This is a genomic window from Actinomycetota bacterium (assembly GCA_018334075.1).
Lineage (GTDB): Bacteria > Actinomycetota > Coriobacteriia > Anaerosomatales > UBA912 > JAGXSC01.
This window is the reverse complement of sequence record JAGXSC010000024.1, coordinates 22,325-36,753: the sequence shown is the minus strand read 5'-3', so window position 1 is coordinate 36,753 and position 14,429 is coordinate 22,325. Positions and strand designations below refer to the sequence as shown.

Annotated in this window: 9 protein-coding genes, 2 tRNA genes, 1 other RNA gene and 1 riboswitch; of the genes, 7 read left to right on the top strand and 5 right to left on the bottom strand. The window is 57.6% G+C overall.

Annotation, left to right across the window (positions count from 1 at the left end; all coding sequences use genetic code 11):
• The first annotated feature begins 125 nt into the window (after positions 1–125).
• On the top strand, positions 126–1,448 hold the full coding sequence (locus KGZ89_03805) for an HD-GYP domain-containing protein (GenBank protein ID MBS3973971.1): 1,323 nt from the start codon (positions 126–128) through the stop codon (positions 1,446–1,448).
• A gap of 1 nt (position 1,449) precedes the next feature.
• Here KGZ89_03805 and dinB read toward each other — a convergent pair whose 3' ends face one another.
• Complete coding sequence (gene dinB / locus KGZ89_03800; GenBank protein ID MBS3973970.1) at positions 1,450–2,682, bottom strand: DNA polymerase IV; 1,233 nt, start codon at positions 2,680–2,682, stop codon at positions 1,450–1,452.
• A 78-nt stretch (positions 2,683–2,760) separates the two neighbouring features.
• On the opposite strand from dinB, the gene KGZ89_03795 reads away from it, so the two are divergent.
• The 4 genes from KGZ89_03795 to KGZ89_03780 all read left to right on the top strand — a co-directional run bounded on the left by KGZ89_03795 (position 2,761) and on the right by KGZ89_03780 (position 8,354).
• Entirely contained in the window at positions 2,761–3,627 is an 867-nt protein-coding gene (locus tag KGZ89_03795; protein MBS3973969.1) for a deoxyribonuclease IV, read from the top strand.
• A gap of 50 nt (positions 3,628–3,677) precedes the next feature.
• Complete coding sequence (locus KGZ89_03790; GenBank protein ID MBS3973968.1) at positions 3,678–4,586, top strand: hypothetical protein; 909 nt, start codon at positions 3,678–3,680, stop codon at positions 4,584–4,586.
• 87 nt (positions 4,587–4,673) lie between these two features.
• Positions 4,674–6,653, top strand: a complete 1,980-nt coding sequence (locus KGZ89_03785) for a magnesium chelatase subunit D family protein (protein ID MBS3973967.1) — start codon at positions 4,674–4,676, stop codon at positions 6,651–6,653.
• Between the two features lie 558 nt (positions 6,654–7,211).
• Positions 7,212–8,354: a hypothetical protein gene (locus KGZ89_03780; protein MBS3973966.1), complete on the top strand. Its 1,143-nt coding sequence runs from the start codon at positions 7,212–7,214 to the stop codon at positions 8,352–8,354.
• A gap of 23 nt (positions 8,355–8,377) precedes the next feature.
• Here KGZ89_03780 and rnpB read toward each other — a convergent pair.
• The 4 genes from rnpB to KGZ89_03760 form a co-directional block, all read right to left on the bottom strand.
• Positions 8,378–8,731, bottom strand: an RNA gene (gene rnpB, locus KGZ89_03775) — RNase P RNA component class A.
• Between the two features lie 100 nt (positions 8,732–8,831).
• Positions 8,832–8,907: transfer RNA gene (locus KGZ89_03770), tRNA-Glu, on the bottom strand.
• A 6-nt stretch (positions 8,908–8,913) separates the two neighbouring features.
• A tRNA-Gln gene (locus KGZ89_03765) sits at positions 8,914–8,989 on the bottom strand.
• A 35-nt stretch (positions 8,990–9,024) separates the two neighbouring features.
• Positions 9,025–10,494, bottom strand: coding sequence for a glutamate--tRNA ligase (locus tag KGZ89_03760; GenBank protein ID MBS3973965.1), 1,470 nt, complete (start codon positions 10,492–10,494; stop codon positions 9,025–9,027).
• Between the two features lie 130 nt (positions 10,495–10,624).
• A riboswitch (SAM riboswitch) is annotated at positions 10,625–10,756 on the top strand.
• Between the two features lie 125 nt (positions 10,757–10,881).
• Between KGZ89_03760 and metK the strand changes: the two genes are divergently transcribed.
• Positions 10,882–12,141 (top strand): methionine adenosyltransferase, encoded by a 1,260-nt coding sequence (gene metK, locus KGZ89_03755; protein MBS3973964.1) that lies wholly within the window; start codon positions 10,882–10,884, stop codon positions 12,139–12,141.
• On the top strand, positions 12,134–14,389 hold the full coding sequence (priA, locus tag KGZ89_03750) for a primosomal protein N' (protein MBS3973963.1): 2,256 nt from the start codon (positions 12,134–12,136) through the stop codon (positions 14,387–14,389). Before metK ends, priA begins: the two co-directional genes overlap by 8 nt.
• The last annotated feature ends 40 nt before the right edge of the window (positions 14,390–14,429 follow it).

Genomic DNA, 14,429 nt, shown 5'->3' with positions numbered 1-14,429 from the left:
TTTCTTTGGACCTATCACAATAGAGGTAGATGGTGTAACTCATGTCATCGGACGGGAAGTGGCCAACAGTGTGTTTGTGGTTAAATATTAGCGCAATCTGCAACAGCTAGACGAAAGCGAAGCGCATGCGTGACACAAAACTTGTCAGGTCTTTTGGAGTTCGGACGCTGATGCTGATGATTTTGATGGTCAGTGCTTTAGGGTTGGCGCTGTCCTGGCGAGTCGAGCAGGTTTATCGCAATAACGCAATCATTACCGCTGATACGGTTGCCTCTGCAGCGATTGTTTCGCGCCTGGGCACAGGAGTTTTTGCTTCGAGTCTCGACCCCGAGCAAAGTGCCGCTATCGATAAGTTGCTCGAGACTGAGCTGCGTGGAGCTGGCATATTCGCTGTCAAGCTCTGGAGCCCACAGGGCGTGCTCGTTTACTCTTCTGATCCCGAAGATCGGGTAGGCGCTTCTTTTGCAGATGACCCTGAGGTAGCCCGGGCAGTGGAGGGCGAGATCGTCTCGGAGATCATACGCCAGCCGCAGCCGGCTAACATCAGGCAATTTGAGCATGCCGGTCCGCTGCTTGAAGTGTATGCCCCTGTGGAGGACCCTGCCAGCGGTGCCGTTTTAGGCATCTTCGAGACATACCAGTACTATGCGCCGATTCAGCGAGAGGTCAGATGGTCCATTGCGATACTCTGGGCGTTTCTGATTGTTGGAACCGGTGCGGCTTATCTGCTTCAACTTCAAATGGTTCGCTCCATCGCAAGAGAGCTTGTGGAGACCGAGGAGCAGGTGACTGAGGTCAACTCCCGCCTCGAGCACTCACTTACCCGCATAGAGGAGCACTCGCTTGGCACCTTGCAGGCCTTGACGGCGGCAGTCGACGCGAAGGACAGCTATACGGCCAGCCACTCGCTTGGTGTGACGGACTACGCGGTGTTGTTGGGCAAGCGGATGGGGTTTCAGGCCGACGAGATCGAGCTATTGGAGCGGGCGGCACTTCTCCACGACATCGGCAAGATCGGTGTCTCCGAAGAGATACTGCTCAGGCCGTCGAAGCTCACTGTTGAAGAGTTTTCGATTGTCCAGCGCCACAGTGTAGCCGGTAGCAAGATCATAGAGTCCATTCCATTTCTGCAAACGCTCGTACCGTTGATTCGACATCATCACGAACACTGGAATGGCAGGGGCTATCCTGATGGGCTGGTTGGTGAGCAAATCCCGAAGTTGGCTCGCGTCCTTGCTGTGGCTGACGCATTCGACGCGATGACCTCTGATCGACCCTATCGTCAGGCGATGATACTGCCGGAAGCGCGCATGGAGTTGATGCGCGGACGGGGGACCCAGTTTGATCCACATGTGGTCGACGCTCTTCTTGGAGCCATCGACTCGGGTGTGATCGGCAGGATTTTACTACATCGGCACGACAGGGCGAGTCAAGCGCGGTCAGCCTGAGTCACTCTTGGGGGTTTTTGGGTTTGAGGCCCGCGACTCCTCGGAAGATGGCGTCTTCACCGAATCGCTCCCTGATCGCATCTACGCCTTTGAGCAGCTCTTCTCTGCTTTGAGGCCGCCCCTGGCCAATCGGCTCATCGCTAGTAGGCAACTCAAGCTGCTCATCGCGAAGGTTAAGCCCGGTTACACCCACGCCGAGAAGCCTGATTCCGACACCCTCGCTCCATATCCGGCGCACAAGATCTACGGCGACTTCAGCGATCTGCTTTTCGTCGTCGGTACCCGATGCCAGGGCTTGCTGGAGTGTGCGTGTCGTAAAGTCGCTGAAACGAACCTTGATGTGGATGGTTGTGCCGGTGGTCTTCTTCCGCCGAAGCCTGCCAGCTACTTTGGATGCGAGCTGATTGAGCGCCGATTCGATCTGTGCGGCGTTGTGTATGTCGGCAGGGAAGGTTCGTTCGTTGGAAACCGATTTGACGGTTGACCTGCGCCGAACCTTGCTTTCGTCGAGTCCGGCGGCATGTCGCACAAGTATATCGCCGTGCTGGCCGAGAACTTCGCTTGCGGTGGATTCGTCCAGAGCCGCAAGATCACCCAAAGTTGCGATCCCCATGGACCTTAGGCGTGTGGCGGTTTTTGGCCCGATTCCGCTTAGGCTTTCAACTGGGAGCTCGGCTAAGAAGGCCTTCTCCTGGCCTGGATAGACTACCGTTAGTCCGCAGGGCTTGTTGCGGTCAGACGCTACCTTCGCGACGGTCTTTGACGAGGCCAGACCCACCGAGCAGGTGATTCCGAGCTGCGAGACCTGCTCGGCGATCCAGACAGCGATCTTTACCGGATCCTGCGCCCCGTGCTTGCCGGGTGTCACATCGAGAAACGCCTCGTCGATCGATAGTGGCTGAACGAGTGGCGTTGCGTCGTGAAATATGTCGAATACCTGGTCGGAGATCTCTTTGTATCGCTCGAATCGCGGTCGGGCCCATATCGCATCTTGCGGAGCCAGACGCTCCGCGCGAGCAGCCGGCATCGCCGAGCGGATGCCGTAGCGTCTCGCCTCGTACGATGCCGTCGAAACTACGCCTCTGCCCTTCGGCGAGCCCCCGACAATCACGGGCTTGCCGCGCCATTCGGGATGGTCGAGCTGCTCAACGGCGGCAAAAAATGCGTCCAGGTCGACATGTAGTATCGCCGGACCTTGCCAGAGCTTATCTGAATTGATTTGTTTGGCATCCATAGCAGCAATAAGTTTATGCTTATCGCCGGTTGTTCACTATGCTTTTTGGATCATTCGACGCGGCTCATGGAGTGGATCATGCTTATAGGAGCGCATCTTTCGGTTTCAGGTGGGTACGATGAAACGTTGCGGTATGCCGAAAATGTCGGCTGTGAGACGATGCAGATATTCGCAAAAACTCCTCGCCGCTGGAGCGCTCCGGGGCTTGACAGTGCTGCTGCCTCGGCGTTCGCTGAAGCGCGTAGGGAGCGACACAGCGGGATTCCCCTTTTCACTCACACGGCTTACCTGATCAACCTGGCGACAACCGATGCCGAAATTGGTGAGAAATCAGTGCAGGCGCTCGCCGATGAGCTTGTCCGAGGGGCAATTCTCTCGGCGGATGGAGTGGTTACGCATTTGGGTAACGATAAGGCGGGTGACACTCAGGCGGCGGCGCAAAGAGTCGCGAAACGAATCGCCTCGGCCTATGAGATGGCTGGGCCGACTGCATCGGGAGTCGTTTTGCTGCTTGAAAACACCGCAGGCGCGGGAACGGGTTTCGGGTGTTGTCCCGAGGATATAGGCGCTGTGTTTTCGCATGCGGCCGAGATGGACGCTGGAAGGCTCGGCGTTTGCCTGGATACCTGCCATGCTCATGCGTATGGCGCTGATCTGTCGACGCCGGAGGCATGGAGTGAGTACATTCACGCGTACGAGACAACATGCGGCCCGGGATGCATAAAGGTGATACACGCCAATGATTGCATGTTCGAGCGCGGATCCAAAAGGGACAGACATGCGTGGATAGGCGAGGGACATCTAGGATACGAGGCGTTCGAGTCGATGTTTTCTGTGCTGGGGCCGAGTGATATTAGCGTGATAATTGAGGCGCCAGGCCAAATACCGGAAAAAGATGAGATCAACATAGCTAGACTAAAGTCGATGAGGGTTTCAGGCCGATGATTTGGTGCTAACATGTTTCCTGCTGCCGTACCGATGGAGGTTCTTTGGTCATGAGCTATTTTCTTCTCCGCCGAAACCGTCACGATGGTGAGCTCGACTTGGTCACCAGAGTCGTGTACGACACCCAGCAGGAGGCAATTAAGGCGTTGTCGATAGAGTCGTCGTCGCCCGAATTCCACCATGAAGATTTCGATTACTGCCTTTGCTATCTGGATGCCTCCATCCCGGTTCTCATTGTTGCTCCGGGAGCAGCGCCTGAAGAGCCCTTGGCAGCAGAGCCTGCAGAGCCCGCGGAGCACCTGCTTGCTCCTGTGCCTCCGCAGCCTCTGGTGACCCCGTTGCAAGATGCCGAGGAGCCCAAAGTGGCATCCGATGCGCCTCGTGATGAGCCGGTGCCCTATGAGGAATCTGACGCGGTGCTGGATGAGATTATCGAGCAGGCCGGGAACGAAGAGACCGAGCCAGCCGAACCGGTTGAAGGGGCTTCGCTTTCAGATGCCCTGAAGCGTGCCGCCAGCCAGCTGGAGGCCGAAGGGATCAAGGCCCCAGAGTCTGTTGTCTCCACCGTGGAGAGCTGGCCCTGGGAGTCGGACACAAAAAATCCGGCTTCCGAAGAGCCCGCTAAAGTCTCACTCTCCGAAGAGCCAGAACCACTCGCTGAGCCTGCGGACGAGAAAGCGGGCGCCACATATGTATTCGATCCGCTTGAGGAGCCCTCTGTCGATAGTGATACCCTGCTTCCCGACAGAGTCAGGGGATCGGTACTCGAGGATCTGACGATCGTTACACCTGATCTTCCGGACTCCGACGAGCCTGAGGATCGGAAGACACCCGCATCTGAAAATTTTGCTCCTGGTCCCGACGTGCAGTGCGATGATTGCGTTTATGTGAGCACTTGCCCGAACAAGGAGGGAGCCGATCCGATCTCTTGCGGAAACTTCCAGTGGAAAGTGGTGTAATTTTAACTGTAACCACGAAATATAGGTAGCATTGCGAACCCAACTACAATATACTGTGGTTGGGTTCAATTGTTTCGGAGGTGGTTCGTGGCCGAGCGCCCGGCTCATACCTTTCCATTTACGGCGGTTGTGGATCAACATCTACTCAAAACGGCTTTGCTGCTAAACGCAGTGGATCCGGGGGTAGGTGGTGTTCTTATCCGGGGCGAGAAGGGCACCGCCAAATCCACCGTCGTGAGGGCGCTTGCGGTCGTGTTGCCGGATATGGACGTCGTTGAAGGCTGCCGCTTTTCCTGCGATCCCTCCGACCCGAAACTTTGGTGCGCCGATTGTTGTGAAAGCCACACCGTCGATTCCGTTGTGACATCCTTGCGTAAGCCATGGATCGTCGATCTTCCCGTGTCAACCACCGAGGACAGACTGGTTGGGACACTCGATCTTGAGCACGCACTCAAGCACGGGGAGAGGAAATTCGAGCCTGGGATTTTGGCGAAGGCCAATCGCTCTATCCTCTACGTTGACGAGGTGAACCTTCTCGATGACCACTTGGTCGACACGCTGCTCGATGCCTCGGCGATGGGGGTAAATACGGTCGAGCGGGAGGGTGTGTCTTTTCGACATCCGGCGAGATTTATATTGGTAGGCACGATGAATCCGGAAGAGGGTGAGGTGCGACCTCAGCTCACGGATCGCTTCGGGCTATGCGTGGATGTTCGCGGGGTGAAGGACCCGGTTTTGCGGATGGAGATCATGGACAGGCGGCAGCGATTCGATGAGGACCCGTCGTCGTTCATTCGTGCTTGGGTCGACTCTGAGGATGAACTTCGCGTCCGTCTGGCACATGCCCGGCTAAGGCTTCCGACCGTCGAGTTGACCGATGAAATCAAACGCTTGATCGTCTCGATTTGTATCGAGGCCGATGTAGACGGCCATCGAGCGGATCTGGTCATGGCTAGAGCCGCCGCCGCCAGGACTTCCCTAGAGGGCCGGACACTCGTGGAGCACCAGGATGTTGTTGCGGTAGCTTCGATGGTACTGTTGCACCGCATACGAAAGGCCCCGTTTGCCAACACCGAGTCTGCCGAGTCCATAGTCGAGGAGCTTGTCTCGGCGTTTTCCAAGACGTCGAGCTCCGTTTCTTGCGGCGATACAGATAACGCCGAAAAGCGGTGTGACAAAAACGACGCAGGCGACGGAGTCAGGCCAGGCACAACAGCCACACGTTATTTGGGTGAAACCGCAAGTGAAAGCCTCCCGCTCATCGAAAAAGGTGTATTGCGTGAGCTCGACGCGGTGCGCCGTGCAGTTTCCGGCCGAAGACATGAAAGCATTTCCAGCGATTCCAAAGGCCGCCACATACGGTCCGTCAAGGCCGCCACCACTACCTTGGCGGATGTGGCCATCGACGCCACCTTTCGCTCAGCCGCGCCCTATCAGCTCGAACGTGAGGGGAATCTCGCTATCAACATTGATCCTTCTGACATTATGTCAAAGGTCAGGAAGCGGAAAACAGGAGCTTCAATTGTTCTGTGTGTGGATGCCAGCGGCTCGATGGGTGCGGCAGATCGCATGGAGGCCGCAAGGGCAGCGGTGCTCGGCCTGCTCAAGGATGCTTACCAGCGCAGGGACAGAGTCGGTTTGGTCACATTTCGCGGCGAGGGGGCGGACATCATCATGTCGCCAACGGCCAGCGTGGAGCTTGCGCAGCTCAAGTTGAAATCGATGCCTACAGGTGGAGCGACACCTTTGGCTGCCGGACTCCTCAAGGCGTTGGAGCTTCTTGAAAATGAAACAAGGAGAGACTCAGAGGTCATTCCATGGCTCGTGCTGGTCACCGATGGGCGGGCGAATGTCGGGCTCAACGGCGGTTTGGGTAGCGAAGATGCCCGCGCAGCTGGTGTGAGGGTGAGATCGGCAAAAATCAATACAATCGTATTCGATACAGGCACAGGGCCGAAAGCGACAAGCGGAGCACGGGAGATCGCTCGCATCGTGGGAGGAGAATACCTGAGGCTGACAGATCTTGATGGCCGCGTGATCAAAGAGGCGATGCGGACGCGTCTTTGATGTACAATGCAATAGCTTTGGGGTAAAGTTTGATGGGGTGTTTTCCGATAATCTGTCAGTGCAGTAGTGTTTTTAGGTAGCTTTACTGGATAGCGAGTATGTTGGCGCCTGTGGATGGGGAGTATCATGAGATGTCGCACAAATCGTAGAATTGCACTCACCTCAATAGTCACCTGCCTCGTCTTGTTGGCAAGCACTATTCCCGCCGGAGCGGCTCAAAGGCATATGGATTTACCTCCGTTGCCAGGACAAGCGTGGGGCGATACTAAACCAGGTGAGAGCCCTACCAATCCCCAGTATCCGTCGGGGCCTTTTATAAACACCTCACTGACCGTGCCATATCCCGGTGACAGCGGTCCTGGCTTTGAGAGGTCCTGGTGGAGGAACGGATGGGGCAACAATCCATTTCCCCTGTTCAATCTGTACAGAGCCACCGCGGACAATACCGCCTATGCGCTTGGGATGATTTACACTGTCGACCGCATGCCTGGCACTCAGATAGAAACCGCCACACCTCAAAATTACTACCAGCTCGGGGCTGATCTTCAGGATACTAGTATGTTTACACCACTCTTTCTCGATATCGTGGGGATCCAGGCTGCGGCGCTACCTACGCTGCCTGCAGGAGCTACATTTTCGCATGAAGGACGCTGGCATCTACATTACCGCTGGTACGACAGTTCTCGTTATAGTACCGAAACTGTTCACATACCCTTTGGAATAGATGTAACTCCACCGCGTTCTCCTGAAAATCTTGTTGCCATACCTCACGCTCGCTATACCGGCCCATCAGGAAGCGATGTATGGTTCAACTCTCAGCGCGCGAATATCAGATGGAACGATATTGAGTATGACCGACTGTCGGGCACAGCTCTTTATGAGTTCACCGTCAACGGGAAGCTGCATCCGACAAGACTTTTCCATCTCGACCAAGTAGCCACCAACCTCACGCTTGAAAACGACGTGATCCGGCCTGGGCGTAACAGAATCGAGGTAGTGGCTGTTGACCGTGCGACGAACCGTAGCGCTCCGCAGGTCGTTTACTTCAACTCCGATACCGATACACCGACAATTTCTGTCTCGGCCCCCAGGGCAAATGCGCTTGTTCCAGCTGTTAGCACGTTTTCGGTTGTGGCTTCCGACGCGGCTGGTATTCGAGATGTCAGTTTCCACATCGATGGCAACCTCGTTCATACCGACACGTCGGCGCCATACAGCGCCAGCCTGAACTTGAGCGCGTTTCCGAATGGCGCACGCACGTTTTCCGCCACCGTCACAGATATGTTCGGCAGGCAGGTAACCCAGCAGGTCCCCTTCGTCTTAGACAAGACGCCACCGGCAATCTCAGGATTCAGTTTCTCGCCGAGTCTTTTCTACCCGATCATACGTGACGGTATCAGGGACAACATGACCGTGCGGGCCACAATCTCCGAGCGGGCTCACGTCCAGCTAGTCGTCTACTCGTCCACAGGCGCGATATGGGCTACGCGTTCCGCACACTTCCCCGCCGGCGCTGTTTCAATCGCATGGAACGGCAGGGGGCCGAACAACTCGGCGCCTGTGCCCGGAAGGTATACCTTCAGGCTCCGGGTTCAGGATCCAGCTGGCAATGTGACGTGGGGTGCGGTGCACCGCGTTGAAATTCGAAACTTCGAGCTTATCAGGGTCGGCCCCAATGCGGTCAGGGTGGTTCCGCGGTAGTCGCTGCCAGGCAGTGCAAAAAGCGGTGGAGTGGGCCTGTAAGCCGGATTCTGTCTAAGGACGATCATCTATCTGGGGCCGCCGTCACCGGCGGCCTCTAGCGGGCTACCCGAGCGTCGACCGGGCCGGTCTTAGCCGCTCCTATATGCCCTTGCTCCTGGTGGGGTTTGCCAAGCCGCCGCGTCACCGCGACGCTGGTGCGCTCTTACCGCACCGTTTCAGCTTTTCTCGTGCCGGATTTCGCCACGAGAGTTTTCTTTTCTGTGGCACTTTCCGTCAGGTCACCCTGCCCTGCCGTTAGCAGGCACCATGCCCTTTGGAGTCCGGACTTTCCTCACGCGCCCACCTTCGACGCGCGCGACCGCCCGGCCCACTCCATCGACTATTCTAGCAGCTTGTGCAAGTGGGATAAATGTCGCGAAAAAGGGACACTTCAAGTGTGCGCCGAAAGTGGGCGCATGAAGCCAGGGTGAAGCTTGGTAGCCCGTACGGGGTTCGAACCCGTGCCTCCGCCTTGAGAGGGCGGTGTCCTAGGCCTCTAGACGAACGGGCCATGCAGTGGCTGGGGTACTAGGGCTCGAACCTAGACTCTTCGGAACCAGAATCCGACGTGTTGCCAGTTACACCATACCCCAGTACTGTTGCGCACTAGTAAACGCGAATTGGTATGCTACCGGCGCTTCTTGATACTGTCAACCGCTGCCCAAACACGCTTCAGAGCTCTTTCTCGTCCAAGGAGCACGATCGACTCGAACAACGGTGGGCTTACCGTAGACCCAGTCACAGCGACTCTGGTGGCTTGAAACACAAGCTTGGGCTTGAGTTCAAGCTTACCCGGTACCTCTCGCATCGCTTCCTCGACAGCTTCCGGCGTCATCTCGACCTCATTTAGAACGGATGCCACCGCTTCTAGGGCATCGGATGCGCCCTCTTTGGCCAACACCGCATCGAAAGATCGCTCATCGATTACCAGATCGTCGGTGAAGAGAAACGCGACCATCTCGACTACCTCGTCGAGCCTTTTGATGCGCTCGGATACCAGCGGGGCCAACTCTAGCAACCAATCCGAAGAACGACTCACCTGGTCCTCGGCGATCAAACCGGCTTCGTCAAGGAGTGGGAGGACCTTCGAAATGAACTCCTCGGCGGTCATCTCACGCAAGTACACCCCGTTCATCCACTCAAGCTTGCCGATATCCCATACTGCCGGGTTCTTCGAGACCCGGGAAAGCTCGAAGCGCCTCACTAGTGTGTCTCGGTCGAAGATGTTGTCTTCATCAAGCGACCAGCCAAGCAGCGCCAGATAGTTGAGCAAGGCTTCAGGCAGGTAGCCCATCTCCCGATAGGATTCGACGCTGGTGGCACCGTGGCGCTTCGATAGCCGTTTGCCATCGGGGCCAAAGATCAGGCCCATGTGGGCGAATACAGGCGCCTTGGCGCCGAGTGCCTCGAAGACTATTACTTGCCGAGGAGTGTTGGAGAGGTGATCGTCTCCTCGGATGATGTGGGTTATACCCATGTGCCAGTCATCTACGACGGTTGCAAACATGTATGTCGGCGAGGTATCGGTGCGAACAAGGACGAAATCATCCATCGCCGAGAGAGGGAAAGTCACCTGACCGCGAATCACGTCATCGATGACGATATCGCCACGATCCAGCGGTGTTTTGATGCGCCAGACGTGCGGCTCTTCCGCCGCGATGCGTCTCTCGGACTCATGCGCGGGTATGTCTCGGCAGGTGCGATCGTAGCCTGAGTACTTTTTCGCGGCCCTGGCCGCCTCACGCTTGGCCTCGAGTAGCGCAGAGTCACAGAAGCACGGGTAGGTGTTTCCTGCAAGCTTGAGCTCGTTTAGCGCCTGGTCGTAGATGCTCTTGCGTAACGCCTGCGAGTAGGGGCCGAACTCTCCTCCGGCATCAGGGCCTTCGTCCCAATCGAGACCCAGCCAGCGCATCGCCGAGAGGATCGCCTGTGTGTTCTCGTCGGTGGAGCGCTCCTTGTCGGTATCGTCGATTCTCAAGATGAAGCTTCCGCCGTGATGGCGCGCGAACGCCCAGTTGTAGATGGCGGTTCTGGCTCCGCCGATGTGGAGATGCCCTGTCGGGCTGGGCGCGAATCTTACTCTTACGGTTTCAGACACTACGGTTTACTCCTTGCAATAAAGATATTTCCTGACCAGTACTACATCGTACAACGCATCAGCGTATATTTGTGGGAATCGAACGCAATTACCGGGTGACTTGTCACTGACTTAAGCGATAATATATAGCGACTCATCTAGAGGCGGTCGAATAAGGCCGCAAAAGGGTCGAGGGACCGAGCCCGATGACACCCCGGCAACCGGCGTCGAAAATGACGAAGCGGTGCCAACTCTCGGCAGGCTTACGCCTGGAAGATGAGGGAAGAGCTTTCGGTAGAACCTACCGGTGTAGCGAGACCCTTGTCCAGCCCAGGCAGGGGTGTTTGTTTTTTGCGTCAAATCGTTTCGAGCGGATTCGAGCAATTGCTGTCAACACAAGGAGGGCACATGGCCAAGCGCGATTACCTGTTCACTTCCGAGTCGGTCACCGAAGGGCATCCGGACAAGATTTGCGACCAGGTGTCCGACGCCATTCTCGACGCTATCATTCAGCGCGAAACCGAGCTGGCCGACGCGGGCTTCGTCTCGCCGGCGGGTCAGCCTGCAAGTCCCGAGTATGTCAGGGTGGCTTGCGAGACACTCATCACCACCGGACTTGTGGTGGTGTCCGGCGAGATACGCACCCACGCTTACGTGGATGTTCCTTCAATCGTGCGTGAGGTCATCGCCGATATTGGATATACCCGAGCCAAATACGGCTTCGACCACGAGACATGCGGAGTCGTGACCTCGATCCATGAGCAGAGTGCGGATATCGCCATGGGAGTCGACGAGTCGTTCGAGGTGCAACACGGGATGCACTCGGATCCGCTCGACACCATCGGCGCGGGCGATCAGGGCATGATGTTCGGGTACGCCTGCCGCGAGACCTCGCAGTTCATGCCGATGCCGATCTACCTTGCGCACCGCCTCGCGGAAAGGCTTACGGCCGTGCGTAAGGGCGGAGTGTTGCCGTACCTGCGCCCTGATGGCAAGACTCAGGTCACCGTCCGCTACGTCGATGATGTTCCGGTCGCGGTCGACAAGGTCCTGATCTCCACACAGCACGCTGATGGAGTCGACATCGAGGACCTGCTTAGGCCGGATCTGATCGAGCACGTCATCAGGCCCGTTTTCGAGCTTGAGAACATAAGCCATGAAAATTCCGAGATATACGTCAATCCCACCGGACGCTTTGTTATCGGCGGCCCGATGGGAGATACCGGCCTTACGGGTCGCAAGATTATCGTAGACACCTATGGCGGCATGGGAAGGCATGGAGGAGGCGCGTTCTCCGGCAAGGACTGCACGAAGGTCGATCGCTCCGCTGCCTATGCGGCCAGATGGGTCGCGAAAAATGTGGTCGCGGCCGAACTCGCTGACCGTTGTGAGATACAGCTGGCTTACGCGATAGGCGTTTCGCATCCTCTTTCGGTTTTTGTGGAGACCTTCGGCACAGCCAAGGTGTCCGAAAAGAACATAGAGGCAGCGATCGCTTCGGTATTCGATCTTCGGCCGGGAGCGATAATTCGCGATCTCGATCTGCGCCGTCCAATCTATCGCAAGACCGCCGCTTATGGTCACTTCGGCAGAGCAGACAGGGATTTCACTTGGGAGCGCACGGACAAGGCACAGGCGCTCGCCGAGGCAGCCGGGCTTGATGGATGATTGTATTCAGAAGAGTTTCGCTCGTGTGATCGTCGATGTGCCCGCCCGGGCGGTATCTGGTGCGTTCGACTACCGGATACCTTCGGCTTTGGTGGGCAAGATCGAGATTGGATCGCCCGTTCTGGTCGAATTTTCGGGTCGCAAGCTCGCAGGTTGGGTTTGCGGCCTTTCCGCCTCCACCCAGCACTGTGACGCGAGTCCGATTCGCGAGGTTCTCGGCGAGCCACTCTTTGACGAGGCGGCAGCGGATCTGGCCGAGTGGATCGCCAACGAGTACGTCTGCTCGCTTTCCGAGGCGGTAAAGCTCTTTCTCCCGCCTGGTCGCTCTAAGGCTTCCGGTACGAGCGCCTCGGCGCAGGGCCCATCGCGCTTCGGTGGTGCTACGCAAACTCGGGCGAAGGAGGAGCGCTGGGTTTCGATCGTTGATTCGGCCTATACGCCGAGCAGGGCTGCCACAAATCAGTGGGCACTGCTGGACGCCTTGCGCGCGGGACCGCTTTCCGCTGTCGAGCTGCGGGCGATGATAGGGCCAGGCGCGTCTTCGGCGATCGCGACCCTGACGCGCGCCGGTGTTCTCGCTGTCGAGACTCGCCGAAGTTACCGAAGGCCGGAGTCGCGTGACTATCCCGCGCATCGGCCCTCGGAGCTTACAGAAGGGCAACAAGAAGCGCTCGACGCAATCTTGGCGGCATATCGCGTCCGACGCGGCACTCTCGTTCTCGACGGGGTGACTGGATCGGGCAAGACTGAGGTGTACCTGCAAGCGATAGAGGCCGCGCTTCAAGCAGGCCACGGTTCGATAGCGCTGGTTCCCGAGATATCGCTCACCCCGCAGACCGTAGGTCGTTTTCGTTCGCGATTTGGCGATGATGTTGCAGTCTTGCACAGTCGCCTGTCGGCAGGCGAGAGGTTCGATGAGTGGGATCGACTTCGCTCTGGCGAAGCGAAAATTGCGGTTGGCGCGCGGTCAGCCTTGTTTGCGCCCGTTCGTGATCTCGCTCTTATCATTATTGACGAAGAGCACGACAACTCCTACAAACAGGGCTCCTCGCCACGGTATCACGCTCGCGAAGTCGCTGAGCGCATGGCGCTGGCAAGAGGGGCCGTGTTGGTGCTTGGAAGCGCGACGCCATCAATGGAGACTCTGAGCAGGGTCGATAGCGGTCGCTACACCCTGGTTGCACTGCCTAGGCGCGTTGGGGACAGACCTCAGCCGAGTGTGAGCGTCGTTGACATGACCAGGGAGTTCGAAGAGGGGCATCGCTCGATGTTCTCCCGTGAGCTTATCTCGGCGCTTCAAAAGATCGCCGAGGAGAAGGACAAGGCGGTGCTGCTCCTGAACCGGCGCGGTTTCGCCTCATTCTTACTCTGTCGGAACTGCGGCCATGTGCCGATGTGCGGATCGTGTTCGATATCGATGACGTATCATGACCAGAATCCTGTGCTGGCCTGCCACTATTGCGGCGCACACAGGGCGGTTCCCGCAGCTTGCCCGCAGTGCGGCAGTGTGTTTCTGCGGAAATTCGGCGCGGGAACACAGCGGGTGGAAGCGGAGCTTGCCGAGCGCTTTCCGCAGCTACCGGTAGTTCGCATGGATGCGGATACTACCCGGGGGAAGGGCGGTCACGAGCGCTGTCTGGCCAGGTTCGAGTCGCTAAAGACCGGTATTTTGTTGGGGACGCAGATGGTCGCCAAGGGACTAGACTACCCCGAGGTCACGTTGGTAGGGGTGCTAAACGCCGATACGACCCTGCGCTTTCCGGATTTCCTTGCTCCCGAGCGAACCTACCAGATGCTCGCGCAGGTATCGGGCCGGGCTGGCCGAGGCGACAAGGCGGGCCGAGTAGTCATCCAGAGCTACTGGCCTGGCCATCATGCGATCAGGGCAGTCGCTAGCGGGAGGCGGGAAGATTTCCTTTCCGAGGAAAAGCAGGCCAGAGCCGAGCTTGGCTACCCGCCCTTCGCTCGACTGGCGCATATCATCTTCTCGGGTCCGGATGAGCAATCGGTGCAGCAGGCGGCCATTCAGGCGGCAAGCGTCCTTACCGCGCGCGCCGGCGCGGATGTGCAGGTTCTTGGCCCGGGACCATCTCCCATCAGGCGGGTCAAGAGCGCCTGGCGCTGGCGGATTCTTCTGAAGTCCTCGGCAAGGGAAGGAGTGCCGGAGCTATTGCGCGAGGCTTTAGGGACGTTTCGCTTCAAGGGCGTAAAGCTGGCGATAGATGTCGATCCGGTAGACACTCTGTGAGTATTCGGCAGGCAAGCGCAGGAAAGGTACAATATTTCGC

Coding starts and splice junctions, on each gene's coding strand:
- KGZ89_03805 (MBS3973971.1), top strand. CDS start 126: ATGCGTGACACAAAACTTGTCAGGTCTTTTGGAGTTCGGACGCTGATG.
- KGZ89_03780 (MBS3973966.1), top strand. CDS start 7,212: ATGTTTACACCACTCTTTCTCGATATCGTGGGGATCCAGGCTGCGGCG.
- dinB (MBS3973970.1), bottom strand. CDS start 2,682: ATGGATGCCAAACAAATCAATTCAGATAAGCTCTGGCAAGGTCCGGCG.
- priA (MBS3973963.1), top strand. CDS start 12,134: ATGGATGATTGTATTCAGAAGAGTTTCGCTCGTGTGATCGTCGATGTG.
- metK (MBS3973964.1), top strand. CDS start 10,882: ATGGCCAAGCGCGATTACCTGTTCACTTCCGAGTCGGTCACCGAAGGG.
- KGZ89_03790 (MBS3973968.1), top strand. CDS start 3,678: ATGAGCTATTTTCTTCTCCGCCGAAACCGTCACGATGGTGAGCTCGAC.
- KGZ89_03795 (MBS3973969.1), top strand. CDS start 2,761: ATGCTTATAGGAGCGCATCTTTCGGTTTCAGGTGGGTACGATGAAACG.